General features: G+C 73.2%; 26 protein-coding genes. 15 read left to right on the top strand and 11 right to left on the bottom strand.

From position 1 onward, the window contains the following. Window positions 1-21: 21 nt before the first annotated feature. Window positions 22-750 (top strand): GAF and ANTAR domain-containing protein, encoded by a 729-nt coding sequence (locus J2S41_RS30050; protein WP_310372690.1) that lies wholly within the window; start codon window positions 22-24, stop codon window positions 748-750. Here J2S41_RS30050 and J2S41_RS30045 read toward each other — a convergent pair. Beyond that, window positions 677-1210, bottom strand: coding sequence for a hypothetical protein (locus J2S41_RS30045; protein ID WP_310372689.1), 534 nt, complete (start codon window positions 1208-1210; stop codon window positions 677-679). The two genes, J2S41_RS30050 and J2S41_RS30045, sit on opposite strands and share 74 nt — an antisense overlap. Window positions 1211-1303: 93 nt before the next feature. On the opposite strand from J2S41_RS30045, the gene J2S41_RS30040 reads away from it, so the two are divergent. Genes J2S41_RS30040 through J2S41_RS30030 form a run of 3 tightly spaced genes read left to right on the top strand, consistent with a single transcriptional unit; the run spans window position 1304 to window position 3192 of the window. Next, a complete protein-coding gene (locus tag J2S41_RS30040; RefSeq protein WP_310372687.1) occupies window positions 1304-1792 on the top strand; it encodes a MarR family winged helix-turn-helix transcriptional regulator in 489 nt (162 codons plus the stop codon). A gap of 21 nt (window positions 1793-1813) precedes the next feature. After that, complete coding sequence (locus tag J2S41_RS30035) at window positions 1814-2215, top strand: STAS domain-containing protein (RefSeq protein WP_310372686.1); 402 nt, start codon at window positions 1814-1816, stop codon at window positions 2213-2215. Then, window positions 2212-3192, top strand: coding sequence for an ATP-binding protein (locus J2S41_RS30030; RefSeq protein WP_310372685.1), 981 nt, complete (start codon window positions 2212-2214; stop codon window positions 3190-3192). Before J2S41_RS30035 ends, J2S41_RS30030 begins: the two co-directional genes overlap by 4 nt. Before the next feature lie 255 nt (window positions 3193-3447). On the opposite strand, the gene J2S41_RS30025 is transcribed toward J2S41_RS30030, so the two are convergent. Both J2S41_RS30025 and J2S41_RS30020 read right to left on the bottom strand, forming a co-directional pair. Further along, window positions 3448-4398 carry a cation diffusion facilitator family transporter gene (locus tag J2S41_RS30025; protein ID WP_310372684.1) on the bottom strand — a complete coding sequence of 317 codons (951 nt, stop codon included), beginning with the start codon at window positions 4396-4398 and terminating at the stop codon, window positions 3448-3450. After that, the gene (locus J2S41_RS30020) at window positions 4395-5084 is read right to left on the bottom strand and encodes a substrate-binding periplasmic protein (RefSeq protein ID WP_310372682.1); all 690 of its coding nucleotides are present in this window, start codon (window positions 5082-5084) and stop codon (window positions 4395-4397) included. The genes J2S41_RS30025 and J2S41_RS30020 overlap by 4 nt, the downstream gene beginning before the upstream one ends. 101 nt (window positions 5085-5185) lie before the next feature. Between J2S41_RS30020 and J2S41_RS30015 the strand changes: the two genes are divergently transcribed. After that, window positions 5186-5605: a CBS domain-containing protein gene (locus tag J2S41_RS30015; RefSeq protein ID WP_310372679.1), complete on the top strand. Its 420-nt coding sequence runs from the start codon at window positions 5186-5188 to the stop codon at window positions 5603-5605. Between the two features lie 148 nt (window positions 5606-5753). Here the strand turns inward: J2S41_RS30015 and J2S41_RS30010 are convergent, their stop codons facing one another. Further along, on the bottom strand, window positions 5754-7529 hold the full coding sequence (locus J2S41_RS30010) for a sensor histidine kinase (protein WP_310372678.1): 1776 nt from the start codon (window positions 7527-7529) through the stop codon (window positions 5754-5756). Continuing rightward, window positions 7526-8206 (bottom strand): response regulator transcription factor, encoded by a 681-nt coding sequence (locus J2S41_RS30005; RefSeq protein ID WP_310372677.1) that lies wholly within the window; start codon window positions 8204-8206, stop codon window positions 7526-7528. Before J2S41_RS30005 ends, J2S41_RS30010 begins: the two co-directional genes overlap by 4 nt. Window positions 8207-8396: 190 nt before the next feature. Between J2S41_RS30005 and J2S41_RS30000 the strand changes: the two genes are divergently transcribed. The 5 genes from J2S41_RS30000 (at window position 8397) to J2S41_RS29980 (ending at window position 13081) form a co-directional block, all read left to right on the top strand. Beyond that, window positions 8397-9581 (top strand): efflux RND transporter periplasmic adaptor subunit, encoded by a 1185-nt coding sequence (locus J2S41_RS30000; RefSeq protein WP_310372676.1) that lies wholly within the window; start codon window positions 8397-8399, stop codon window positions 9579-9581. Beyond that, window positions 9578-10249 (top strand): ABC transporter ATP-binding protein, encoded by a 672-nt coding sequence (locus J2S41_RS29995; RefSeq protein ID WP_310372675.1) that lies wholly within the window; start codon window positions 9578-9580, stop codon window positions 10247-10249. The genes J2S41_RS30000 and J2S41_RS29995 overlap by 4 nt, the downstream gene beginning before the upstream one ends. Beyond that, the gene (locus J2S41_RS29990; RefSeq protein WP_310372674.1) at window positions 10246-11445 is read left to right on the top strand and encodes an ABC transporter permease; all 1200 of its coding nucleotides are present in this window, start codon (window positions 10246-10248) and stop codon (window positions 11443-11445) included. Before J2S41_RS29995 ends, J2S41_RS29990 begins: the two co-directional genes overlap by 4 nt. Window positions 11446-11507: 62 nt before the next feature. Continuing rightward, entirely contained in the window at window positions 11508-12059 is a 552-nt protein-coding gene (locus tag J2S41_RS29985; RefSeq protein WP_310372673.1) for a hypothetical protein, read from the top strand. A gap of 113 nt (window positions 12060-12172) precedes the next feature. After that, the gene (locus J2S41_RS29980; RefSeq protein WP_310372672.1) at window positions 12173-13081 is read left to right on the top strand and encodes a CPBP family intramembrane glutamic endopeptidase; all 909 of its coding nucleotides are present in this window, start codon (window positions 12173-12175) and stop codon (window positions 13079-13081) included. Between the two features lie 69 nt (window positions 13082-13150). Here the strand turns inward: J2S41_RS29980 and J2S41_RS29975 are convergent, their stop codons facing one another. After that, window positions 13151-14524 carry a serine hydrolase gene (locus J2S41_RS29975; protein WP_310372671.1) on the bottom strand — a complete coding sequence of 458 codons (1374 nt, stop codon included), beginning with the start codon at window positions 14522-14524 and terminating at the stop codon, window positions 13151-13153. Window positions 14525-14611: 87 nt separating this feature from the next. Next, window positions 14612-15577, bottom strand: coding sequence for a non-homologous end-joining DNA ligase (gene ligD, locus J2S41_RS29970; RefSeq protein ID WP_310372670.1), 966 nt, complete (start codon window positions 15575-15577; stop codon window positions 14612-14614). Between the two features lie 45 nt (window positions 15578-15622). Here ligD and J2S41_RS29965 point away from each other — a divergent pair, with 45 nt between their 5' ends. From J2S41_RS29965 to J2S41_RS29955, 3 genes are all read left to right on the top strand, one after another. Continuing rightward, window positions 15623-15979 (top strand): MmcQ/YjbR family DNA-binding protein, encoded by a 357-nt coding sequence (locus tag J2S41_RS29965; RefSeq protein ID WP_310372669.1) that lies wholly within the window; start codon window positions 15623-15625, stop codon window positions 15977-15979. A 690-nt stretch (window positions 15980-16669) separates the two neighbouring features. After that, window positions 16670-17089, top strand: coding sequence for a YciI family protein (locus tag J2S41_RS29960; protein ID WP_310372668.1), 420 nt, complete (start codon window positions 16670-16672; stop codon window positions 17087-17089). After that, window positions 17089-18366, top strand: a complete 1278-nt coding sequence (locus J2S41_RS29955) for an RNA polymerase sigma factor (RefSeq protein ID WP_310372666.1) — start codon at window positions 17089-17091, stop codon at window positions 18364-18366. Before J2S41_RS29960 ends, J2S41_RS29955 begins: the two co-directional genes overlap by 1 nt. A gap of 373 nt (window positions 18367-18739) precedes the next feature. Here the strand turns inward: J2S41_RS29955 and J2S41_RS29950 are convergent, their stop codons facing one another. The 4 genes from J2S41_RS29950 to J2S41_RS29935 form a co-directional block, all read right to left on the bottom strand. Next, window positions 18740-19081, bottom strand: coding sequence for a nuclear transport factor 2 family protein (locus J2S41_RS29950; RefSeq protein WP_310372664.1), 342 nt, complete (start codon window positions 19079-19081; stop codon window positions 18740-18742). Window positions 19082-19141: 60 nt separating this feature from the next. After that, window positions 19142-19435, bottom strand: coding sequence for a hypothetical protein (locus tag J2S41_RS29945; protein WP_310372662.1), 294 nt, complete (start codon window positions 19433-19435; stop codon window positions 19142-19144). 91 nt (window positions 19436-19526) lie between these two features. Then, window positions 19527-20075, bottom strand: a complete 549-nt coding sequence (locus J2S41_RS29940) for a hypothetical protein (protein WP_310372660.1) — start codon at window positions 20073-20075, stop codon at window positions 19527-19529. A 63-nt stretch (window positions 20076-20138) separates the two neighbouring features. After that, window positions 20139-21011: a hypothetical protein gene (locus J2S41_RS29935; RefSeq protein WP_310372658.1), complete on the bottom strand. Its 873-nt coding sequence runs from the start codon at window positions 21009-21011 to the stop codon at window positions 20139-20141. Between the two features lie 97 nt (window positions 21012-21108). On the opposite strand from J2S41_RS29935, the gene J2S41_RS29930 reads away from it, so the two are divergent. Both J2S41_RS29930 and J2S41_RS29925 read left to right on the top strand, forming a co-directional pair. Then, window positions 21109-23046: an acetoacetate--CoA ligase gene (locus J2S41_RS29930; RefSeq protein WP_310372656.1), complete on the top strand. Its 1938-nt coding sequence runs from the start codon at window positions 21109-21111 to the stop codon at window positions 23044-23046. Window positions 23047-23347: 301 nt separating this feature from the next. Next, complete coding sequence (locus J2S41_RS29925) at window positions 23348-24493, top strand: glycosyltransferase family 4 protein (RefSeq protein WP_310372655.1); 1146 nt, start codon at window positions 23348-23350, stop codon at window positions 24491-24493. Window positions 24494-24544: the final 51 nt, after the last annotated feature.

Here is a 24544-nt window from a genome sequence, read left to right as displayed (position 1 = left end):
CGGGCCCGAGGGACGGGCCCGGTGAACGCCGCGACGGAACCGGACGGCGAGCACGCGCGGAGGCCCGCGGCGGACGAACTGCGCATGCTGGCCGGCACGCTGCACCGGCAGCACGACGTGCCGGCGACGCTGCGCGCGATCACGTCCGGCGTGATAGGAACGGTCCCCGGCGCCGACTTCGCCGGGCTGATGGTCGTCCACGGTGGCCGGATCGACACCCGGGCCGTCACCGACGACGTGGTGCTCCGCGTCGACCAGGCGCAGTACGACACCGGACAGGGACCCTGCCTGGAGGCGACCAGCGAGCACGCCGCGGTCTGGCTGTCCGACACCCGTGCCGATCGGCGCTGGCCGGCCTTCAGCGACCGGGCCGCCCGGCTGGGGGTCCGCAGCATGCTGTCGCTCCAGCTCGAGGTCGGCCACGACAGCATCGGCGCGCTCAACCTCTACGCCCGCCGGCCCGCCGCGTTCACCGGCGAATCGGAGCAGGTCGGGCTGCTGTTCGCCACGCACGCCGCCCTGGCCATCGCGGACGCGCGCCGCCGCGATCAGCTCATCCGCGCCCTCGGCAGCCGGGACCTGATCGGCCAGGCCAAGGGCATCCTCATGGAACGCAGCAAGGTCACCGCAGACCAGGCGTTCTCCATGCTGGTACGGGTCAGCCAGGCGGAGAACATCAAGCTCCACGAGGTCGCCACGCGGCTGGTCGAGACCGGGGAACTGGCCGCCGGCCGCGCCGGTCAGAGCTGAGCGCGCGCCCGCCAGGTCTCCATCGCGACCATCGGCGCCAGGTACGACCAGGCTCCGGGTAGTCGCCCTCCGCTATGGACACCCGGAACCGCTGCGCGCGCTCGTGCTCACGCGTGTCCACCTCGAGCGCGGAGAGGTACGCGGTCCGGCCGGCCCTGCCCGCGGCGGCGAACTCCGCCGTGGCCGCGTCCCACTCGGTGCCGCTCATCAGGTGCGGCCGGTCGCGCCGCCCGGCGAACGTGGTGACCAGCGCGTCCGGCGTCAGGCGGCGGTCACGGGACCAGGTGACCAGCGGGATCAGGCCCTCGGCCGCCGGGTCGTGGTCGCGGGCGGGCGCGGGCAGCAGCCGGCGCTCCAGCCGGCTCGGGAGCGTGATGCTGCCCCGCTTGATCAGGTCGTACACCAGATTGGTGATGACGCCGAGCAGGACCGCGCCCATGCTCGCGATGATCCACCCCATCGGCTCCCCGTTCCGAAGAATGTGGACGCCATCGTATCGGGGCGGAACAGCGCCGGAGATCAGTTAAACGTGCAAGTTGATATGATCGCCGGCATGACCGACGAGCCGCGCTGGCTGGACCAGGACGAGCTGAAGACCTGGCTCGCCCTGGTCTCCGTGCTGGTCCGGCTGCCGGCCGAGCTCGACGCGCAGCTCCAGCGCGACGCGGGGATGAACCACTTCGAGTACATCATCCTCGCCGCGCTCTCCGAGGCGCCGGAACGCCGGCTGCGGATGAGCCTGCTCGCGGCCATGGCCGAGGGCTCGCTGCCGCGCCTGTCCCAGGCCGTCGGCCGGCTGGAGAAGCGCGGCTGGGTGCGCCGCTCGCCCGACCCGGACGACGGCCGCTACACGCTGGCCACGCTCACCGACGAGGGCATGGCGACGGTCGTCGCGGCGGCGCCCGGCCACGTCGCCGAGGTCCGCCGCCTGGTCTTCGACCCGCTGCTCAAGGCGCAGCCCCGGCAACTGCACGACATCTGCGGCCGGATCATGCGCACCATCGACCCGAACGGCCCGTTCCCCGGCACCCGTCCGTACTAGCCGGCGCCCGTCGGCGTGCGGATGCCGGCGACCCGTGGGTACGGTGGGGTCGTCGGGCTGACCGAGGGGGTCGTGATGGCCGCCGAGATCACCGCCAGCCGCACCGCCGACGGCGTGTTCACCGTGGTGGCGCGCGGTGAACTCGACGCCGTCACCGCCCCGGACCTCGCCGCCGCGCTCCAGCGGGCGCTCGCCACGGAACGGGCGCTGATCATCGACGTGCGCGAGGCGGACCTGCTCGCCGTCGCCGGCGCGCGCGTGCTGATCGCCGCGGCGCACGCCTGCGCCGCCCGCGGCGGCCGCTGCTACGTGCTCGCCGGACCGGACCACGTCGCGCGGCGGGTGCTCGACTGCCTCGACCCGCGGCCGCCATTGCGCCTGGTCGCCGACCCCGACGACATCATGCGAGGTCAGCGGGCATGACCGGGCACATCCTGCTGCTGTACGACGACGGCGAGGAACTGGCCGCCCGGGTCGCCGCCGCCGTGGCCGGCACGGACGACCCGCTGGTCCTGGCCCTCCGCCCGGAGCACCACGCCGCCGTCGCCGCCGCGCTCGGCGACCGGCCGATGATCCAGGCGGCGCGTCCCGACGTCCACACCCGCCCGGCGGCCGCGCTGGCCGGCTATTACCGGTTCACCCGGCACGCGCCGCGCGTCACCGTCATCGCCGAGCCGGACCCGGGCGCCACCGCCGACGCGCGCGCCCGGGCCGCCCGCTTCGAGGCCGCCGCGGACCTGACCATCCCCGGCAGCGGCCTGACGGTCGTGTGCGCCTACCCGGCCGCCACGCCGGATCTCCTGCGTACCCATCCCCACCTGCTCACCCCGGTCGGGACGGCCGGCAACCCCGGGCACGCCGACGCCTCCGCGCTGCTGCACGACCTCGGCCCGGCCCACCCGGCCGCGCCCCCGGCGGCCGCACCCCGCCTGCGCATCTGCGGATCCACCACGATCCGCGACCTCGACGCCGTACGCCGCCGCGTCACCGAACACCTCGCCGACCTCGCACCCCTGGTCCGCGCGGACTTCGTCGCCGCCGTCAACGAGATCCTCACCAACGCGTACCTGCACGGCGCCCCACCGCTCGGCCTCACCCTGTGGGCCGACCCCGACACCGTCGAATGCCGGGTCACCGACCACGGTCCCGGCCGCCCCGACCCCACGCTCGGCTACCGCCCCCGCCCCAACGCCGGCCGCGCCGGCGCCGGCCTCTGGCTCGCCCGCCAGGCCTGCGACGACCTCGACATGTGGCGCACCGACGACACCTTCACGGTCCGCCTCAGCAGCACCACCCGGCACCACAGCCACCCGCACAGCGGCGCCCTCGCCCGCGCCGAGACCGCACACACCCGCACGGCCCTCCTCAGCCGCCGCGTCGCCGGCCTCCGCCACCGATAGACGCCGCTCGGCTCCGCCTCGAATCCCGCTTTCCCACGTCCGGCGTGGTCCGGCTCCGCATGCTCCCGCGGGCACCGGTCGTCGCTGGCGCTCCTCCCTGCCGCTTCCGCTTCACTCCCGAAAACCCGGCGTCGGCTCGCAAGGTGAGGGCGGCACTCCCGTCACCGTCCTTCGCCGATCAGGCGAGCGACAGCGATCCACCGGCGAACTGCCTCTGTCTGATCGACCACTCAGCCGGGCGGAGTCCGGGCGGGGCTAGGTGGTGATGTGGGGGACCGGGGAGATGACGATGTCCTGGATGCGCCAGTCGAAGCCGCGGACGAACTCCTGGAGTGTTGCCAGGCGTTCGACCAGGTCGTCGGTGTTGGGGGCGGGGACGATCAGGAGTTCGCCGACGAAGACGTGGCCGTCTTCGCGGAGGCGGAGCCAGGCGTCGGCGATCCAGGCGTGGTCGCGGACCGCGGCGAGCAGGGCGTCGGGCAGAGGGTGGGGGCGGGTGCCGCCGACGACGCGGGGGCGTTCGTCCATCAGGTCGGCCACGGCGCTGCGGGTGGTGCGGAAGCCGTCGCGCACGATGTCGCCGCCGATGATCAGGGCGGCGACCGCGTCGGCCCACCAGAGCCCGGCGCCGATCCCGAGCACGCCGAGGATGGCGGCGCCGGCCGTGAGCCAGTCGGCGCGGTTCATCTCCGCGTCGGCGTAGAGGCCCTTGTCGTGCAGCCGGCGGGCGATCCGCTGCTTGACGTGGCCGAGCACGATCGCGGGCACCATGGTGGCGAACAGCGCGGCGATCATCAGCCAGCCGAGCCAGATCTCGGCACCGAACAGCTCCACCAGGCCGATCGGCGGGCGTTCCCGGGAGAGCAGCCGGATCGCCGAGTCGTAGACCACGTACCCGCCGAGGACCAGCAGCGCGACGGCGCCGGAGAGGAACGCGACGCTGACCGACCGGTGGTAGCCGTACGGGAAGCGCTCGTTCGGCGGCCGGTTGCGGTAGCGGGCGGCGATCAGGAACGCGGCCGGCGGCACCAGGCCGAGCATGTCCTCGATCCAGGCGGCCTTCATCGCCTGTGACTGCCCCAGCGTGACGGCGAGCAGCGCGATCGCGCACACGAAGAACGCGATCGTCCACCACTCCAGCCGGATCGCGCGGCGGTGCAGCGCGGCCATGTCCTCCGGCAGCTCGAATCGGTCGTAGACCCTCATGTCAGCAGGCCGACGATCTCGTCGTGCGACAGGTTCAGCAGGAACGTCTCGACCTCGGCCTGCCATCCGTTCTCCCCGGGTGGCACCGCCCAGACGTGATCGGTGGTGCCCAGCTCGTGTGTGGACCCGACCAGTCCCAGCGGCGCCAGCTCCCAGTCCTCGACCACGCCGGGGATGCCCTCGGCGCCGGTGATCTCGGCGACCTCGACCACGTCCGCGTCCGTGGCGGCCAGCGTCGCGACGTCGCCGGTGCCGCCGCGGACCGCGACCCGGACACCATCGAGATCATCGGGTACGGCGATGCCGGGCCGGGCCGCGACGACCGTGCGCGCGGTGAGGTACGGCCGGGTCAGCGAGGCGTCCTGGGTCCACGGCGCGGTCGCGTCCAGGCCGCCGACGACCACGTCGAGTGACCGTTGCTTCAGCGCCGGCATCAGGGCCGACTCCGTGCCCGGATACCACTCGACGCGCGCGCCGAGCGCGGTGGCGAGCCGGCGGACCAGTTCGGCCTCGGCGCCGGTGGGCTCGCCGCCGTCCGGGATCTCGGTCCACGGCGGGCTCTCCGTGACGCCGGCCCGCAGCACGCCGCCGCGCACCCGGTCCAGCGTGCCGTCGGCGTCCCGCGGCCAGTCGCAGCCGGTGACGATCAGCAGTACGCCGGCCAGCGCCGCCAGTCTTCCGCGCATGCGCGCCTCCTCGAACCGGCGTCTCCGTACCCCGGAAAGGGCCTTCTCATGTCTGGTTGAGGCCGCGATCGCCGGGTATACCCAGGCCGGAGGTGGTGAGGATGGTCCAGAAAGTACGTGACGTGATGACGGCCGACCCGATCACCGTGCGCGCGGACGAGCCGCTGAGCACGGCCGCCAAGCGGATGCGGGACGGCGACGTCGGCGCGGTGATCGTGGTGGACGGCTCGGAGCTTCGCGGCGTGGTGACCGACCGGGACATCGCGGTCCGCGCGGTCGCGGAGGATCTCGACCCGCGCACGCTGCCCACCGGCGAACTGGCCGGCCACGACGTGGTCGCCACCTCCGCCGACGACGACGCGGAGACCGCGGTCGAGCTGATGCGCACCCACTCGGTGCGGCGGCTGCCGGTGATGGACGGCGAGCAGATCGTCGGCATGGTCACGCTGGGTGACCTTGCCGTGGCCCGTGACGGGGACTCCGCGCTGGCCGACATCAGCTCGGTGGCGCCGAACAACTGACGGCACGCGCGGAACCGGCCCCTGCGGCGTCGGAGCGGCGGCGGAGCCGCCGCGCCGGAGCATGCGGACCGCGACCACGCCGGGAGCGGGAATATGAAGGGTGTGCCGGATCGGCGCAGTGCCCGCGGGAGCAGGAGAGAGGAACCGGTCAGCGGTCAGGCAGGATGACCGTGAACGTGGCGCCGTGGCCGGGGGTGCTGGTGGCGGTGATGTCGCCGCCGTGCGCGCGGGCGAGCTGGCGGGCGATGGGCAGGCCGAGGCCGGTGCCGCCGGTGGTGCGGGAGCGGGAGCCGTCGGCGCGCCAGAAGCGGTCGAAGACCCGGGGTAGGTCGGTGGGGGAGATGCCGGGGCCGGTGTCGGCCACGGCGATGACGAGGCGGCCCGGGCGCGTCTCCAGGCGGACCGTGACCGTGCCGCCGGCCGGGGTGTGCCGCATCGCGTTGGAGACCAGGTTGCCGACGATCTGCCGCAGCCGGACCGGGTCGACGTACACCTCGGGGTCGGCGGCGGCGTCCAGGGTCAGCGTGGCCGTGCCGGTGCCGCGGTGCGCGTCGAGCAGCTGTTCGAGCAGGTCGCGGACGTACGTGGGCTCGGGGTGCACCCGCAGGCTGCCGGCCTCGAGCGCGGCGATGTCACGCAGGTCGTCCACCACGTGGTGCAGCAGGACGGACTCCTCGACCAGCAGGTCCAGCACCTCCTGGTCGACCTCGACGGCGCCGTCCCGGGCGGTCTCCAGCCAGGTGCGGATGTTGGTCAGCGGCGTGCGCAGCTCGTGCGCGATGTCGTTGACCATGGCCTTGCGCTGCGCCTCCAGCGCGTGCCGCCGCTCGGACAGGTCGTTGAACGCCGCTGCCAGGTAGCCGATCTCGTCGCGCGTGGTGATCGGCACCGGCCGCTGCCGGTCCGCGGGCTGCCGCGCCGCGTCGGTCAGCGCGCGCAGCGGCCGGACCAGCCGCAGCCCGACCAGGGCGGTCGCGGCCAGCGTGAGCAGCAGGATGACCAGCGCGGTGCCGGCGATGCGCAGCGTGTTCGCGGTGGACAGCGGTACGCCGGCGGGCGGTGGCGCGGACGGGCCGGTGACGAACAGCAGCGCGGGCGGCGCCACGTGCGGGCGGAGCTGCGTGCGCCGGGCGTCCTCGATGCACTCGCGCACGCGGCGGTCGTCGTCGGGGCCGGGCGGGGCGTCGCCGTACCGGGGGATGAACTCCGGCGTGATCGTGTAGCGCAGATCCGCGTCGGTCCACTCGTCGAGGCAGGTGGCGGTCAGGACGGTGAGCTCGGCCAGCGGCTCGCGTTCGGTCTCGACCGGTTCGAGCAGGCCGGCGGGGTCGCACGGGGTGATCGGCGGTGGCTCGCCGCCGACCTCGCGGACCGCGGGCCGGCCGCTGGGCAGCTCGACCACCTCCGCGGTGACGTTGGCCCGGCGCAGGCAGACGACCTGGATGTCCGCGCTCCGGCGCAGCCGGTCCCGTTCCGCGTCGGTCAGCCGGTACGGCCCGACCGCGCGCCCGTCGATCAGCGTGCCGGCGGCGCGCGCGATGCCGCGGTCCAGGCGCAGCGGGTCGACCGTGGCGGTGGGTACGTCGGAGGCGGCGACCGCGGCCGGCGCGTCCGGCGACGAGGCCGCGATCAGCGTGCGGTCCGGCGTGGTGAGCGCGATGCGGGTGCCGGTCAGCTCGGCCTGCCGGCTGATCACCTCGGCCGCGCCGGCCCAGCTGTCGTGCGTGGCCGCGTACGCGATGATCGCGTCGTAGACGTCGGTGTCCGAGGCGAGCGTGCGGCTCTGCTCCTGGGTGACGGCCCGCTTGGTGAGCTGCACGGTCAGCCACGCGGTGGCCGCGACCGCGCAGCCGGCGATCAGCACGGACGTGGCCAGCAGCCGGACCAGCAGGCTCCGGTGCAGCGGCACGGCGCGGCGCGTCACGCCCCGGCCAGCTTGTAGCCGACGCCGTACACGGTGAGCAGCAGCGCGGGCCGGCGCGGATTCGGCTCGATCTTGCGACGCAGATTCGACACGTGCGTGTCGATGGTGCGCTCGGTGGAGTCCCGGCCGTACCCGTTGGTCTGCTCCAGCAGCTGGGCACGGGTGAAGACGCGCTCCGGCTGCTGCACCAGCGCGGCCAGGATGGCGAACTCGTCCGGCGTGCACTCGACCGCGCGATCGTCCACCGTGACCACGCGGCGGGTCAGGTCGACCGCGACCGGCCCGGCGCGCAGCACGTCGCGCGGGCCGGCCCGGTCCGCGCGGCGCAGCAGCGTCCTGATCCGGGCGAGCAGCTCACGTGGCCGGTACGGCTTCGTCAGGTAGTCGTCCGCGCCCGAGTCCAGGCCGGTCAGCAGGTCGTCCTCGCTGGTCCGGGCGGTGAGCATCAGCACCGGCACGGCGGACTCACGCCGGATGGCCTCGCACAGGCCGAGCCCGTCCAGCTCCGGCATCATCACGTCGAGCAGCAGCAGGTCCGGGCGGAGCCGGCGGGCGCGGTCCAGCGCGGTCCGGCCGTCGTGCGCGACCGTGGTGCGGTAGCCGGCCGACTCCAGGTAGCGCCGCAGGATCTCCGCGTGTCTCCGGTCGTCCTCGGCGATCAGCACATGTGCGGACACGACGCCGACTATAGATTCGCGGTCGCGGATCTCGGCGGCGCGCGGGCATTTCCCACAACGAGAATTGTTCAGCGCGGTGGAGACCGCCGCGCTGAACAGCGGTGACGACCTGGCCGGGTTCGGCGCTGAACGACCCTCGATGTCCGCGATGCTCACAACTTCCTGAAAAGACCTCGGCACCATCGTCGCCATGCCTGAGGAGGACAACCGCCGCCGGCGTGGCCGCGTGGTGGCCGGCGTGGTCGCGGCCGGCGCCGCGCTGGCGATCACCGCGACCGCGCTGGTCTGGTCGCGCGGCGTGAACGCGTCGGACGAGACGCCGGACGAGAAGGTCAGCGTGAGTACGGTCGCGATCGCGCGCACCGACCTGTCGACGAACCGGACGTTCGACGGCACGCTGGGGTACGGCACGCCGCGCGCGGTCAAGGCCGGCCGGGAGGGCGTGATCACCTGGCTGCCGGACGGCGGGCTGACCGTCGACCGGGGCGAGCCGCTGTACCAGGTCAACGACGAGCCGGTGCCGCTGTTCCTCGGCGCGCCGCCGCTCTACCGCCGGATCACCGGCCGCAATCTGACCGGCCGCGACGTCGCGATGGTCGCCAAGAACCTCCAGGCGCTGGGGTACGAGATCGGCGAGCAGCCGGGCGCGGGAGAGCAGGTGCCGCAGCCGGACCCGGAGACGCCGGAGAAGGCTGAGCCGTCCGCGAGCCCGACGCCGATCACCCGCACCGCCTGGGTGACGGTCCGGGACGGCGAGGGCGTGCTGACCGACGCGCTGACCGCCGCGATCACCCGCTGGCAGCGCGACCAGGGCCTGACCGACGACGGTGTGCTGGAGGTCGGCGACCTGGCCGTGCTGCCCGGCGCGGTCCGGGTCGAGTCGGTGGCCGTCCAGGTCGGCGACGCGGCGACCGGCGACCTGATGTCCGTCACCCAGACCGCGAAGGTGGTCACCGTGCAGGCGCCGGTCGGCGAGGCCGACACGCTGAAGCCCGGTGACGAGGTCACGCTGCGGATGCCGGACGGCACGGAGACGCCCGGCGAGATCGGGGAGATCTCCACGGTCGCGCAGCAGCCGGAGGGCGCCGCCCCCGGCACGCCCCAGCAGCTCAGCGTCACGGTCACGATCAGCGACCCGAAGGCGGCCGGCAAGCTCGACGGCGGCGGCGTCGAGGTGCGGGTCGAGGGCGAGACGCGCGCGGGGGTGCTGGCCGTGCCGGTGACCGCGCTGCTCGCGCTGCGCGAGGGCGGGTACGCGGTCCAGCTCCCGGACGGCCGCCTGCTCGCGGTCGCGACCGGCATGTTCTCCGGTGGGATGGTCGAGGTCAGCGGCGACGGCGTGACCGAGGGCCTGCAGGTGGTGACCACGTCGTGACCCGCGTGCTCTCCGTCCGGGACGCCAGCCGCGTCTATCCCGGCGGCGTCACCGCGCTCGACCGCGTCTCGCTCGACATCGACGCCGGCGAACTGGTGGCGATCGTCGGCCCGTCCGGCTCCGGCAAGTCGACGCTGCTCAGCATCATGGGCACGCTGGACCGCCCGACGTCCGGCACGGTCGAGGTGGCCGGCCACGACGTGGCGGCGCTGTCCGACCGGCGGCTGTCCGCGCTGCGCGGCCGCTGGCTGGGCTTCGTGTTCCAGCAGTTCCACCTCACCGACGGGCTGACCGCGGCGGAGAACGTGGCCACCGGACTGCTCTACGCGGGCGTCCCCCGGCGGGAGCGGCGCGCGATGGCCATGGCCGCGCTCGACCGGGTCGGCCTCGGCCACCGGACCACGCACCGGCCGCACCAGCTCTCCGGCGGCGAGAAGCAGCGCGTCGCGATCGCCCGCGCGATCGTCAACGAGCCCGCGCTGCTGCTGGCCGACGAGCCGACCGGCGCGCTGGACAGCGCGAACGGCGAGGCGGTGCTGGCGCTGTTCGGCCGGCTGCACCGCGAGGGCGCCACGATCGCGCTGATCACCCACGACCGGGACATCGCCGCCCGGGCACCCCGCCGCGTCGAGGTGCGCGACGGCCGGATCGTCAGGGACGCGCGATGAGAATCCGTCCCGTCCGCCTGTCCGTCATGGACGTCCTGTCGCTCGGCACCGTCGGGCTGCGGACCCGGCGCATGCGCGCGGTGCTCTCCGCGCTCGGCATCGCGGTCGGCATCGCCACCATGGTCGCGGTCACCGCGATCCCGGAGTCGAACGAGCGCGCGCTGATGGACGAACTCGCCGCGCTCGGGCCGAACCTGTTGCAGGTCAGCGCGGCGGACAACCCGGAGCAGGACTTCGGGCTGCCGCCCGAATCCGTCGAGATGACCGGCCGGATCGCACCGGTGACGAGTGTGTCCGCGGTCGCGAACACCCATGCGGTGGTACGCCGCTCCGACCTCACCGATCCGCGCGACGGCGCCGGCCTGGCCGTGCTCGCCTCCCGCCCGGACCTGCTGGCCACGCTCGAGGTGGAGATGTACTCCGGGCACTTCCTGGACCGGGCCGGCGGGGAGTTCCCCACGGTGGTGCTGGGCTCGGTGGCGGCGTCCCGGCTGGGCATCCCGTCCGTACCGTCGGATGGTCCGCCGCCGCAGATCATGATCGGCCGGAGCTGGTTCGCGGTGGTCGGCATCCTGGCCACCACGCCGCTGTCCCCGGAGATCGACCGCGCCGTGCTGGTCGGCTGGGAGGCGGCCCGGGCCGAACTGGGCTTCGACGGCCGCCCGACGGTGCTCTACCTGCGGGCGCAGGAGGCGGCGATCGAGTCGGTGCGCGCGGTGCTGCCCGCCACGGTCCACCCGGGCGAGCCGAGCCGGGTACGGGTCACGCTCCCGTCCGACGCGCTGTTCGCCAAGCGCGCCACCGAGCGGACCTTCTCCGTGCTGTTCGTGGGCCTGGCCATGGTGGCGCTGCTGGTCGGCGGCATCGGCGTGGCGAACACCATGGTGATCTCGGTGCTCGAACGCCGCTCCGAGATCGGCCTGCGCCGCGCGCTGGGGGCCAACCGCGGCCAGATCCGCGTCCAGTTCCTCACCGAGTCCGTGGTGCTGTCCGCGCTCGGCGGCGCGGCCGGCACCGCGCTCGGCATCGCCGGCAGCGCCGGGTACGCGATCCACCACGACCTGCCGGTGGTCATCCCGGCGCTCGCGGTGGCGGGCTCGCTCGGCGGCGCGATCGTGGTCGGCGTGATCGCCGGTGTCTACCCCTCCATCCGCGCGGCCCGGCTGGCGCCGACCGTCGCGCTCGCCTCCGCCTGATGCCCGAGAAGGGACCCACGATGATCCGCGGCAGCCTTGCCAACACCCCCGGAAGGAGCACCATGACCACCCTGCGTACCGGCCTCACCGGCGTCGCGCTCCTCGTCCTGCTGGCCGCCTGCGGTACGGAGGAGGCGCCGGCCGACGAGATCGCCTCGCTCAGCACCGCGCCGCCCGCCGCCACCGCGACCGCCTCGGCCTCTCCGGCCGCATCCGAGCGCCCGCTGCTGCGCCCGGACACCACCCAGGAGGAGGAAGATCGGCTCTACGACGTGTACTTCGCGTGCATGGGGAAGTACGGCAGCCCGAGGCACGCGCCGACGTCCGGCGACGCCGCCGAGCCCGCGCCGGCACCGGCCGACCCGGAGTACGAGAAGGCCATGGAGGCCGCGCAGAAGGCGTGCGAGCACCTGGAGCCGGAGAAGCCCTGGCAGCGGGCCCAGCGCACCGACCCGGAGTACGCGGACAAGCTGCGCGACTGGATCACCTGCATCCGCTCGCACGGCATCGAGGCCTGGGAGAGTGACGGCTTCGTCGCCTTCGAGAGCCTGCCCCCGGACGACAAGCTGAAGCTCGTCGACGAGTGCGAGGTCAAGGCGTTCGCCGTCTCCTGAGCCGGCGCCGGATCGGGGTACAGCAGGCTGTACCCCGATCGGCCAGGCCGCTGCAATGACCGTGGCCGCCCGTTCCGGTGGACTTGATCCGTAGCCAACACGGATCGGAGACCATGATGGAAACGCTGCGCACGCTCGTCCGGCGGCACCCGGTGGTGAGCTTCTTCTCGCTCGCGTTCGGCGTGAGCTGGCTGTTCTGGATGCCCTATCTGCTGTCGAACCACGGGCTCGGGCTGGAGCCGGAGATCCGCTTCCCGGACGATCCCGGCATCGCCCAGCTTCTCGGCGTGCTGCCCGGCGCGTACCTGGGGCCGCTCGGCGCCGCGTTCACCGTCACCGCGCTCAGCGAGGGCCGGGCCGGGCTGCGGCGCTGGGTGCACCGGCTCACCCACTGGCGGGTCGGCTGGCGCTGGTTCTTCGCGGTGCTGCTGATCGTGCCGGCCGCGATCCTGCTGGCGCCGCTCGCGCTGCCCAAGACCTGGGGCACCATGACGATGCCCGGCCTGCTGATCCTGCTCGCGTACGTTCCGATGCTGATCATGCAGATCATCACCACCGCCGCGGCCGAGGAGCCCGGCTGGCGCGACTTCGCACTGCCCCGCCTCCAGGAGCGCTTCGGCCCACTGTTCGGCACCACCATCCTCGGCCTGCTCTGGGGCGCCTGGCACCTGCCGCTGTTCCTGACCGAGTGGGGCGGCCCGGACAAGACCTGGTGGCTGCCGGTCGTCTTCATCGCCGGCTGCGTACCGCTGAGCCTGGTCATGACCTGGGTCTTCAACCGCACCGGCCAGAGCGTGCCGCTGATCATGCTGCTGCACGCCGGCATCAACAGCACCTACTCGCTGCTCTGGCCCGAGGTCTTCCCGACCCTCGACTTCACCGTCGACACGCTCTGGGGCCAGCTGATCGCCTCCACCGCCGCGGCCCTCGTGCTCATCATCGCCACCCGCGGCCGCCTCGGCCTTCGCACCCCCAGCCACCCCACCGAGCCCGCCCGCGCCACGCCCGCCCACGCCGCCTGACCCAGGGTTTCGCCCCGGCGACGCCGAAGGCCCCGGCCTCCGGCGTCGCTCGCGTCGTCCGCGCTCCGGTCAGCGGCGGTGGGCCTGGTAGGCGTCGATGAGGGCGCCGAGTCGGGCGAACTTCTCCGTGTAGGCGGACGGGCCGGCGTCGGCTGGGCGGTTGGCGTCGACGTACTGCTCGCCGAGGTTGGAGAAGACGGAGATGATGTAGTGGCGGGGGCGCTCGCCGGGGAGTGAGGTGACGATGCCGGCGTCGGCGCCGCTGGTGCTGACCCAGCCGGGCTTGTGCGCGAACGTCACCTCGGCCGCGCGGTTGCACGGGCGCACGTCCGCGCCGAACGAGGTGCCGGCCACGGTCACGGTGCCGTCGGCGGCGATCCAGCGCGGGGCCACCTTCTGCGGGATGCCGGGCGCCGGGTACTCGCGGCCGCAGTAGTTGGTGGTGGACAGCATCCAGTTCCAGCCCTGCTGGTGCAGCATGGACAGGAAGAACTCGCGGGACGCGCGGCTCAGCTCGTTCTTCGTGACCCGGTGGCCGTTCGGCGCGGTCCACAGCGTGCCGGGGCCGCCGTTCACGATGGCCAGCAGCTTCGCGGTGTCGAGCGAGCTCATGGTGAGCGAGTTGGTCCACCGGCCGCCGTTCGACGGGCGCGTGTTGAGCAGCCGCAGCGTCTCCAGGCCGAGGTTCTGGAACGTCTGGTTCAGCTCGTCGACCGCGCTCCGGTCCCAGAGGAACTTGATCAGAGCGCAGGCGGCCTCGTTCGACGACTCGGTCAGCATCCGGTCGAGGTAGCCGCGCAGCGTGTCGTCCGCGTCCGGGCCGCAGAGCGTGCTCGGCTCGGCCGGGCGGTACGGATACGGCTCGTCCAGCGTGGCGGTGCCGCGGTCGATCAGGCGCAGCACGCCGAACGCGACCATGAGCTTCATGACCGAGGCCGGGTACGGCGACATGAAGTCCAGCGACGCGCCCTCACGCCCCGGCACGATGTCGACCGTGCCCTGTCCCTGGTTCGCGTACCAGCCCTCGTCGTCCCACTCCCGCCACCGCACGTCCGTGGTGTGCAGGTCGCGGTCCACGTCGACGACGACGCCGTCCGGGTACCGCGGGCTCATCAGCACGGTCGCGGAACCGATGATCCGGCCGGCCGCGTCCAGCTCCAGCACGGTGGCGTCGATCTGCGGCTGCTGCGCGATCGGCGCGATGACGGTGGCGGGCGCCCGCCGTACCGTCGCGATCTCCTTGTCGGTCGTCACCACCGCCGCGGCGGTGGGCGGCGCGGTGTCCAGCACCTCCTCGAAGGCCAGGCCGTCGAGCGCCCGCCGGAGGAACTCGCCGAGCGGCGGCTCGGACGGTGACGCGCTCGCGGCGGCCGGCGTGACCAGCGCGCCGAGGGTGACGGTCAGGGTGGTCAGGCCTGCCAGTAGACGTCTCTCGATTCGCACAGATCAGCTCCGTCGTTCAGCGGTCCCCGTTCGCACAGCTCGCTCAGCCTGCGCCGTCCACCGCCGGATGTCCAATAGGGAACGGTTTCAGTCGGACGCCGTGCCGGGGTCGCCGAGCCCGGCCGCCTCGTCCCGCTCCGCCCACTCCAGCAGCCGGTCCAGCGGAAACGCCTCGTCGTCGATCCGCGCGTGGAGGTCCCCGCGCGCGGCGAACCGCTCCGGCACGGTCAGCACCGTGAAATCCCGCGGGTCCAGGTCGGGGATCTCCGCCCAGTCGACCGGTGTGGACACCGTCGCGTCCGGGACGCCGCGCACCGAGTACGCGCTGGCGATCGTGTGGTCGCGCGCGTTCTGGTTGTAGTCCACGAACAGCGCGCTCGGATCGCGCTCCCGCCGCCACCACGCGGTCGTCACGTCCTGCGGCGCGCGCCGCTCCACCTCGCGCGCGAACGCCAGCGCGGCCCGCCGCACGTCCGTGAACCCCCAGCGCGGCGCGATCCGCACGTACACGTGCAGCCCCCGCCCGCCGGACGTCTTCGGATAACCCACGATGCCCAGCTCGTCCAGCACCTCGTGGGCGACGGCGGCCACCCGGCGCACCCGGTCGAACGGGCAGTCCGGCATCGGGTCGAGGTCGATGCGCCACTCGTCCGGCCGCTCCGTGTCCGCCCGCCTCGAGTTCCACGGGTGGAACTCGACCGTCGACATCTGCACCGCCCAGATCACGTCCGCCGGTTTGGTCACGCACAGCTCGTCCGCGTGCCGCTTGTACCGCGGGAACGACACCCGCACGGTCTCCAGCCAGTCCGGCGCGCCGTGCGGCACCCGCTTCTGATGCACCTTCTCCCCGGCCAGCCCGTCCGGGAACCGGTGCAGCATGCACGGCCGCTCCCGCAGCGCCCGCACGATCCCGTCGCCGACCGCCAGGTAGTAGTGCACCAGGTCCAGCTTGGTGAGCCCGAGCGCCGGAAAGTACACCCGGTCCGGGTTGGAGACACGCACCTCGTGATCGCCGGCCTCGACCGTGACGGCCGGCGACTTACTGGCCGCCATGCCCCGAATCTAGCCGGTACGCTCGCTCCATGCGGGGAACCGGCCATGGCTGACGCCGACGACGTGCGCCGGATCGCGCTCGGCCTCCCGCACGTCGTGGAGATCGACAGCGAGGGCTTCGACTTCCGCGTCGCCGGGAAGGGCTTCGTCTGGTCCTACCCCGAGCGTCTCCCCGGCAAGCCCCGCCGCATCCGTACCGACGTCGCCGTTCTCTTCGTCGGCGACGAGGCCGAGAAACAGGCCCTCCTCCTCGGCGAGCCGGACCTCTTCTTCACCGCCCCCGGCTACGACGATCTCCCCCTGGTCATGCTCCGCCTCCCCCCGGTCACCCCCACCCGCCTCACCGAACTCATCACCGACGCCTGGCACATGCGCGCCCCCGCCGGCCTCCTCCACCCCTGACCCCGTCCAGCCCGGCCGCGTCCCGCTCGCTGCCGCGGGCGTTGAGTTCGCTCCAGGGCGATCCCGATATTCCCGCTCCCGGCCCGGCCGCGCCCCGCATGCTCCCGCGGGCAAACCTCGCGGCGGCTCCGCCGCCGCTCCGCCGCCGCCTCGGAGCCGGTCCCGCCGCTGGTCACGACAACCCCGCGATCCCGGCGCCACCGCCTCCCGGCCGCGCCGCCGCATCCCCGAACCGCCGGGAACCGATGTGCGACGGAACCCGACGGCGCGACACTCGCTCGCCCGGACCACTGTGACTATGTGAGCCTCAGGCACGTTATTCGGCGCGAATTACGTGCCTGAGGCTCACATAGAGGAAAACTGGTCGATCGACGGGCCCGCTGCGGACGCGGCGGGAGCGCGGCCGGGAGGTGGGCGACGGTGTGGCCGGCGTGGGTTTCGGTGACCACACGGATGCCGGCTCCGATCGGCGGACCGGAGCGGAGCGCCAGCGGAGTCGGAGGGGAGCCGGAGGTTGGCCCGCGGGAGCATGCGGGCCGGACCACGCCGGGAGCGGGAAGACCCAGGTCTTGATCTTCGAAAAAACGGCCCGGAAAAAGTTCTGGGGTCGTGTCGATTCGGGGGTGGGGTGTTCGACCTGGGATTGTCGGGGGTCGAGAGGCGGCCCGCGAGGAGACGAGGAGAGCGGTCGTGGCGAAGTACATGCTGATCATGCGGGGTACGGATGAGTCGATGGCGGAGATGGGGGAGAAGTCGTTCGACGAGATGCTCGCGATGATGGGGCGGTTCAACAAGGAGTTGATCGACGCGGGTGTGCTGGTGGCGGCGGAGGGGCTGGACGATCCGGCGAACGGTGTGGTGGTCGACTACAGCGGGGAGAAGCCGGTCGTGACGGACGGGCCGTACGGGGAGACGAAGGAGCTGTTCGGCGGCTACTACATCCTCGAGGTGGCCACGAAGGAGGAGGCCGTCGAGTGGGCGAAGCGGATGCCGGCGATCAAGGGCTCGAAGACCGAGATCCGCCGGGTTCCGAGCATCGAGGAGTTCCCCCAGGACAACGAGTGGATCATCATGGAGCGGGCCTGGCGCGAGCGGACCGGCCAGCTCTGATGGACGCCGCTGCCGATGGCCCGCCGGCCGGTGAACCGCTCGCCGGTGACCCGGTGCGGCGGGCCGTCGAGGCGGTCTGGCGGATCGAGTCCGCGCGGATCGTCAGTGCGCTCGCCCGCTACACCGGTGACTTCTCGCTGGCCGAGGACGTGGCGCAGGAGGCGCTGGCCGAGGCGCTGGTCTCCTGGCGGCGGGACGGCGTCCCGGACAGCCCGGTCGGCTGGCTGCTGTCGACCGCGCGGCGGCGTGCGATCGACGGGTTCCGGCGGCGCAGCGCGCTGGAGCGGCGCTATCCGCTGCTGGTGGAGGACGAGGCCGCGGCCGAGCAGGACTGGGACCCGGACCGGATCGACGACGACGTCCTCGCGCTGATCTTCACGGCCTGTCACCCGGTCCTGGCGCCGGAGGCGCGCGTGGCGCTCACGCTGCGCGCGGTCGGCGGCCTGACCAGCGAGGAGATCGCCCGCGCGTTCCTGGTGCCGGTGCCCACGCTGCAGGCGCGGATCACCCGGGCGAAGAAGACCATCGCGGCCGCCCGCGTCGCGTTCGAGCTGCCCGCCGCGGACCAGCGCAAGGAGCGGCTCGGCACGGTACTGAGCGTGCTCTACGTGATCTTCACGGAGGGCTCGACCGCCACCTCCGGCACGGACCTGCTCCGCCCCGACCTGGCCCGCGAGGCGATCCGGCTGGCCCGCATGCTCGCCGCGCTGCTGCCGGACGAGCCGGAGGTGCACGGCCTGCTCGCGCTCTGCGAGCTGACCGCCGCGCGGTTCCCGGCCCGGACCGGCCCGGACGGCGAGCCGATCCTGCTGGAGGACCAGGACCGGCGACTCTGGGACCGGTCCGCGATCCGGCGGGGTACGGCCGCGCTGGACCGCGCGTCCGCGCTGGGCCGGGGCCTCGGCCCGTACGGGCTCCAGGCCGGCATCGCCGCCTGCCACGACGCCGCGCCGTCCGTGGCCGAGACCGACTGGGAACGGATCGTGCTGCTCTACGAGGCGCTCGGCCGCGTGGCACCGTCCCCGATCGTCGACCTGAACCGGGCGGTCGCGGTCGCCATGGCGTACGGCCCCGAGCGCGCCCTGCCCATGGTCGACGATCTGGCCGCGACGGATCTCCTATCCGGTTCGCACCTGCTCCCGACCGTGCGCGGCGAGCTGCTGTCCCGCCTCGGGCGCCGGGCCGAGGCGCGGGCGGAGCTGGAGCTGGCCGCCCGGCTGTGCCGCAACGAGCGGGAACGGTCGGTGCTGCTCCGCAAGGTGACGGAGCTGGGCTGACGGACGAGGCCCGGCCTTCGTCCGTCGGCCGCGAAGGCCGTTCTCCGCCGCTGCCTATACTCCCCGTACTCCGTGTGCTGAATTCGCCGTCAAGAATCGGTTGTCAGGGAAGCTCATGGCCCGGGATCAGCACGAATATGGGCACACCAGCAGCGACTTCAGGCTCGTCAACGAATAGGCCGTCGCGTGGGACCGTGGCGGCGGCGCTGGAGTCAGCTGTGATTGTCGATCTCGCTGCCGGGTGCATCGATGGATGCGGACTCCGTGCGGCGGCAGGACGCGCGAGGTGGGGCGGGCCGGGTGGTTGGCCGCTGGGGGTGGCGAATGATGGCCCGCGGGTGGTCGCTGTCCTGCCGCCGACGACTCCGGCGGTTTACTGCGAGGAATAATGGATGGTCTGGGCGACTATCACGTCGTCCTCTATGACGTAGCTGTCGACGCCGTCGTGGATGCCGCCGTCTTCGCCGCAGCGGCCGGACCAGGTGAGCATGCCGATGTTGCCGTCCGTGAGGACCTGGTCGTAGCGGTATTCGCCGGCGGGTAGGTAGCTTTTCAGGATCTCCGCGAGCTTTCGGACGCCGTCGTGGCCGTGGTGGATGCCCTCGGCGGACAGCAGGCGGACCTCGGGGTGATAGTTGTGGCGCAGGTCTGACTCCAGGTCGCCGTCCTGGCGGCGGCGGAGATGATCCTTGAGTACCTGCTCGGGGGTGCGCATTGACGCCTCCTTTCGTCCTCTTCGGCTTCCCGGGGACGCATGCGCCGAAACGGGGCGGTATCAGCCGGCCAGGCAGGCGATGGCGAAGAGCGCGGTGGCGACGCCGCAGCCGTGGATCAGGTGCAGACGTTCGCCGAGGATGTAGGCGTTGAGCAGGACCGTCACGGCGGGGTACAGCGAGGCGAGCATCGCGGCCAGGCCGAGCCGGCCGTCCCCGGCGGCGAGGACGAAGGCGGCGTCGGCCACGGTTTCCAGCGCTCCGACGGCGGCGGCCACGGCCAGCAGGCCGGCGAGGAAGTCCGCGCAACCCCATGCTCCGGCGGCGAGACCCGCCGTCACCACGACCCAGACCATGAGCGCCCCCTGCTGTGCCTGTTCACCGAACGGCACCATCAGCGGGTTGCGCGCTATACGAGTGATCGCCAGGCGATCTATTCGCGGGCGGTCATCCGTCCCGGTGGGCGGATCGTCCACCCGGTGGACGCCGAGGAGCCGGAACGGCCGACAGGCCGGCCGGGACCGGCGGCCACGGCGGCTTCTCCGGGGCGGGAGCGGAAACGGCGGCGCGAGGCGGCGGCCAGGAGGCGGCGGTGGCGATCGGGGGTACGTGGTCGTAGCCGCGCCAGCGGCGGGCGTCGAGCAGCGTGCCGAGGAGTGGGATCGCCAGCAGCGCCGCCGCGTGCAGCGCCGGGTCCTCGACGGCGCCGTGGGCGCCGAGTGCGCTGTCCGGCATCGTGGCCGCCCAGCCGGTGGGGGCGAGGCCGGCCCAGCAGGAGGCGGCCAGGTAGAGCAGGCCGGTGAGGCCGGGGCCGGCGGGGGAGAGGCGCACCAGGACGAGTGGGGCGTAGAAGGTGCCGGCGGTGAGGAGCGCGAGCAGGCCGAAGATCGTGCTGGGGGACGGGGTGCCGCCCCAGCGGTTCAGCCCCGCGCCGACGAGGATCCAGATCACCGGCGCGAGGAGCAGGGACACCAGGACTGAGCCGACGTGGCGCATCCGACCTCCCGGCAATCGACGCTTCCGGGAGTGTATTCGGACGGTCACGCAGAGGTAAGTGGGCTAACCGGGGGTCTTGGTGCGGTTGCTCGATCCGCTCGGCGGCTGCGACCACGGCGACTCGGGACGGCGCGCGGACGGCACCGGCGGCTCCTCCGGGGCGGGGCCGTCCGGATCGGTCGGCGCGGGTCCACCGGGGGCCGGCCGCGGCGCGGGCGACGGCGGCGGAGCGGCGGGCGACGGCGACGGCTGCGGCGAGGACGGGGACGGGGACGGGGACGGGGTGGCGCCTCCCGCCGCGCGCTTCGCGGCCGGGCTCTCCACCACCGGCCCCGGCACGGCCACGCTCGCGGCGGTCAACGGTGCCGCCGGAGAAGGCCGGGGGGCGGAGGGGGCGGCCGGCGACACCGGCTTCAGCTCCATGGTCACGTCGTTCGATTCCGACACGTCGGCGGTCTCGGCGGTGTCCGGGTCGGCCGGCGTGTCCGCGGCCGGTGCGGCGACCGCGAGCGGCCACCGCCGCCACCGCTGCACGCTGAACGGCGCGGCCAGCAGCATGACGCCGAGCACCGCGAGCGTGCCGTTGTCCAGTGGCACGTGCAGCGGCACCGCGCGGCCCTCGATCCGCCAGTCGTTCGGGATCGCGTCGCGGACCGCCAGCGGGTCGATGAACGTCGCCACGTACGCGGCGATCAGCAGCAGGCCTGCGACCAGCGGACCGAGGGGGGAGATCCGCAGCGTGCCGAGGGTGCCGAGCAGCACGCCGGCGACGAGGAGGAACGCGGCCGGCTCGAGGAGATCGTGGGTGTCCCACCCGCGCCCGGCAGCCACCCAGCCGGCGATCAGCGCGGACGACGACGCCTGGCCGGTGGCGAGGAGGAGCCAGGTCAGTGGTGCCGCCACCAGCCCGGCTATCAGACTCCAGATGTGTCGCATAGCGCGCACCGTACCGTTTTCCGGCTTTCCGGTCATCTCTGGGCCGCATGGCGAAAGTCCACTTACTCCTTAACGCTGGTTAGGGCAGTATCGGGGGATGGGCACAACGCTGTGGTCTCCGCCCGCCGACGTCCGTGAGCACAGCCGGATCGGCGCCTATCTCGCCTGGCTGGAGCGGGAGCGCGGGCTGCGCTTCGCGGACTATCGCGCGCTCTGGGAATGGTCGGTCGCGGATCTGCCGGCATTCTGGTCGTCGATCTGGGACCACTTCGGCGTGCACGCCTACGACCCGCCGCACGCGGTGCTGCCGGATCCGGCGATGCCGGGCGCGCGCTGGTTCCCCGGCGCCACGCTCAACTACGCGGAGCACGTGCTCAGGGCGAACGGGGTCGGGGACGGGCCGATCCTGCTGGCGCGCGGCCAGACCGTCGCGCCCCGGGACTGGACCCGGAAGGACCTGACGGACCAGGTCGCGAGGGTACGGGCGGGGCTGCGCGCCCGCGGCGTCACGCGCGGCGACCGGGTGGTGGCGTACGCGCCGAACATCCCGGAGACGCTGGTGCTGCTGCTGGCCACGGCGAGTCTGGGCGCGGTCTTCTCGTCGTGCGCGCCCGAGTTCGGCGTCCGCAGCGTGATCGACCGCTGGCGGCAGATCGCCCCGACGGTGCTGGTCGCGGTGGACGGCTACCGCTACGGGAACAAGACGGTCGACCGGCGGGCCGAGGTGGCGAAGATCCGCGCCGCGCTGCCGTCGCTCACCCATACCGTGGTGATCCCGTATCTGGGGGACGGCGCGGACGCGGAGCCGTGGTCCGCGCTGGCCGCGCCGACGGACGAGCCGCTGGAGTTCGCGCCGGTGCCGTTCGATCATCCGCTGTACGTGCTCTACTCCTCCGGCACCACCGGGCTGCCGAAGCCGATCGTGCACGGGCACGGCGGCATCCTGCTGGAGCACCTGAAGATGCTGGCGCTGCACCACGATCTCGGCCCCGGCGACCGGTTCCTGTGGTTCACCACCACCGGCTGGATGATGTGGAACTTCCTGGTCTCCGGCCCGGCCGTGGGCGCCTCGATCGTGCTGTTCGACGGCGACCCCGGTCACCCGGACCTGGGCGCGATGTGGCGGCTGGCGGAGGAGACCGGGACCACGTACTTCGGCACGTCCGCGCCGTTCCTGCTGGCCTGCCGCAAGGCCGGGCTGGTGCCGCGGGAGGTGGCGGACCTGTCCCGGGTGCGCGGGATCGGCTCGACCGGCGCGCCGCTGCCCGCCGAGGGCTTCGACTGGGTGTACCGCGAGGTGCACGGTGACCTGCGGCTGGACTCCCTCTCCGGGGGTACGGACGTGTGCACCGGCTTCGTGGGCGGCTCGCCGCTGCTGCCGGTCCGGTCCGGGCGGATCGCCTGCCGGGCGCTGGGCGCGCGGGTGGAGGCGTTCGATCCGGACGGCAGGCCGGTGCACGACCGGCTCGGCGAGCTGGTGATCACCGCGCCGATGCCGAGCATGCCGGTCGGGTTCTGGGGCGACGAGCGTGGCGAGCGGTACCGGGAGGCGTACTTCGGCGTCTATCCGGGGGTGTGGCGGCACGGCGACTGGATCACCATCGGCGAGGACGGCTCCTGCGTGATCACCGGCCGGTCCGACGCCACCCTCAACCGGGGCGGCGTGCGGCTCGGGACCGCGGAGTTCTATGCGGTGGTGGAGGGGCTGGACGAAGTCGCCGACTCACTGGTCGTGCACCTGGAGGAGACCGAGGAACTGCTGCTGTTCGTCGTACCGGCGAATGGTCTGGATCCTGATCCCCGGGCGATCCGGGACGCGCTGCGGACCGGGTTGTCGCCGCGGCACGTGCCGGACGAGATTCACACGATCGGGGCGGTGCCGCGCACGCTGTCCGGCAAGAAGCTGGAGGTTCCGGTGAAGCGGATCCTGTGCGGAACGCCGGCCACCGAGGCCGCGGCCACGGGCGCGCTGGCGAATCCGGAGTCGTTGGCCGCGTTCGAGCAACTCGCCGCGCGCCGCGCCGCGTCGGGCTGATGTGCGTGATGTGCGAAATCGGCGCCCGGTGGTGAACCGGGCCAGGTCACGGCGTCGCGGCCGGGCGAATTTTCCGAACCGACCTCATCAAGTTGTACGGAGCGTGACTACTCTTGCTCGGCGCGATGAGGGTGGGCGGAAGATCCGATAATGCCGTGTGAGCGGTGGATGGAAAGACCCTTTACCGTCGCGTCGTGGACATCGCCGCTGAACCGGATCGGCGTAGGCTTGCTCCGGTCGCCGCCCCCGGTTCGCGCGAGGCCGCACCACACGCACCGCTGACAGATCGAGGAGTTGCCCTGTGACCGCCGGTCAACCGCCCCGCGTTCTCGTCGACGCCACCAGCGTCCCCGCCGACCGTGGCGGGGTCGGCAGATACGTGGACGGGCTGCTCGGCGCGCTCGGCGGCATGGTCGGCACCGCCGTCGATCTGGCCGTCGTGGCGCTGCGGACGGACCAGGAGCGATACGCGCGGATGCTGCCCGGCGCCGAGGTCATCGCCGCCCCGGCCGCGGTCGCGCACCGCCCGGCCCGGCTCGCCTGGGAGCAGACCGGCCTGCCGATGCTGGCCCAGCAGGTCGGCGCGCGGGTGCTGCACTCGCCGTTCTACACCTGCCCGCTGCGCGCGATGTGCCCGGTGACCGTGACCGTCCACGACGCCACGTTCTTCACCGAGCCGGAGCACTACGACAAGTCCAAGCGCACGTTCTTCCGGAGCGCGATCAAGACGTCGCTGCGCCGGGCCAACCGGGTGATCGTGCCCAGCAAGGCCACCCGCGACGAGCTGATCCGGCTGCTGGACGCGGACCCCACCATGATCGATGTGGCGTACCACGGCGTCGACCACACCGCGTTCCACGCGCCCACCGACGAGGAGAAGGCGCGCGTGCGGGCCCGCCTCGGCCTGGGGGGCACGCAGTACGTCGCGTTCCTCGGTGCGAAGGAGCCGCGGAAGAACGTGCCGAACCTGATTCGTGGCTGGGCGCGCGCGGTCGCCGACCGGGACGACCCGCCGGCGCTGGTCATCGCGGGCGGTCAGGGGCACGACGACGACATCGACCGGGCCGTGGCGGAGGTGCCGCCGCACCTGCGCCTGCTGCGCCCGGGTTACCTGCGCTACGCGGACCTGCCCGGCTTCCTGGGCGGCGCGCTGGTCGCGGCGTACCCGTCGTACGGCGAGGGTTTCGGTCTGCCGATCCTCGAGGCGATGGCCTGTGCGGCCCCGGTGCTCACCACGCCGCGGCTGTCGCTGCCCGAGGTCGGCGGCGACGCGGTGGCCTACACCTCGGAGGCGCCCGGCCAGATCGCGGCGGACCTGGCCGCGCTGCTCGACGACGAGGCGCGCCGCCGGTCGCTGGCGAAGGCGGGATTCGACCGGGCGAAGGAGTTCACCTGGGAGTCCAGCGCGGACGTGCACGTCGCCGCGTGGACGCGCGCGGCGGCCTGACGCGGAGTAACCGGAAACGCCCTTTTGGGTCATTGAGCCGTGACTGATCGT

It is taken from the genome of Catenuloplanes atrovinosus (assembly GCF_031458235.1).
GTDB classification, from domain to species: Bacteria; Actinomycetota; Actinomycetes; order Mycobacteriales; family Micromonosporaceae; genus Catenuloplanes; species Catenuloplanes atrovinosus.
This window is presented reverse-complemented; position numbering and strand designations above follow the sequence as displayed.